The organism is Vibrio sp. 1288 (genome assembly GCF_033344475.1).
Genome location: NZ_JAWPOX010000107.1, coordinates 1 through 1,234 on the forward strand (window position 1 = coordinate 1; position 1,234 = coordinate 1,234).

1 protein-coding gene is annotated in these 1,234 nt (G+C 44.2%); it reads right to left on the reverse strand.

The window, feature by feature from the left end; all coding sequences use genetic code 11:
- Positions 1–152 precede the first annotated feature (152 nt).
- On the reverse strand, positions 153–1,234 hold a 1,082-nt coding region (locus R8O11_RS24930), incomplete at its 5' end, for a response regulator (protein ID WP_318194569.1).

Genomic DNA, 1,234 nt, shown 5'->3' on the forward strand with positions numbered 1-1,234 from the left:
ACACAGCTTTAAGGCAAAACCGCTTGGTTTGGATTGCCGCTTCAACAAATTGTTGCGAAATCCAGTTAGTCCCGATAACAGCGAGTTTAAACATGTCACTTCCTTTATATTCGTTCTAAAAAGCCGTAATGAATTCGGCTTATCAGTGTGATTTAAGCAAGCTTTAGTTCATTAAACAACTCAAATAACTGGTTAGATTTATACGGTTTTGGCAAATACGCATCCATACCCGCAGCAAAACAATTGTGAATGTCCTCTTCCAACACACTCGCGGTCAAAGCAATGATGGTTGTTTTCTTGCAGCCCACTTTCTTTTCCCAACGGCGAATCTCTTTTGTCGCGGTTAGGCCGTCCATCACCGGCATCATACAATCCATCAAAATGGCGTCAAACTGCTCACCTTTGGTGATGGCATCCAGCGCTTCTTGCCCGTTACTCGTAATTAAGTAGTCGTACCCTGCTTTATCTAAGAAAAAGCTCGCGATTTTTTGGTTCATTAGATTGTCTTCAGCAAGCAGTATTCTTCGATGAGTTCGAGATATTTTAGACTCAGCGCGAGATGTAATATTTGTGACATTGTCACGCAATGTATTCTTCTCGAGCTTAGCTAGCTCCTCGATGGCATGTTTGAATCGATTACCCAAAAATGGTTGAGTCAACACGGCATGCACGTTTTCCGCGTTCGTGTAAGAGCTCGTCAAATGGTGCTGGCACACTACTACTCGACGAACATCATAAACTTCAGTCAGTTCACTCAGACAGCTATCGATATCCATCTGACCGTCATTACATAAGAAAATGACATCGAAATCTTCATCTAGCGCTTTTGCTTCCGAAAGTGAGTTAACGCCTACCAGCTCAATTTGAGCCATACGACATTCTTGGACAATTTGCTCTGCATAAGCATAGTTATCACATATAAAGAGCCCTCTTTTGACCACATCGGAATGCCAACCAAAGAGAGGTAACGCCTCTACTTCTATTGAAAAACCAAAGCATGTACCCACCCCCTTGGTCGAGGTTGCCACTAGCTTGCCTCCCATCATTGACACTAATTGGCGACAAATCGCAAGCCCTAGCCCTGTTCCGCCAAACTGTCTCGAAACACCTTCGTCTTCTTGAGTAAACGGCTCAAAAATGGTCGCCAGTTTGTCCCTTTCAATGCCGATGCCCGAATCCTTGATAAGGAATGTGAGCGAACCTCGCCCTTGCTCTAACGCTTCTTCGTAGCTCA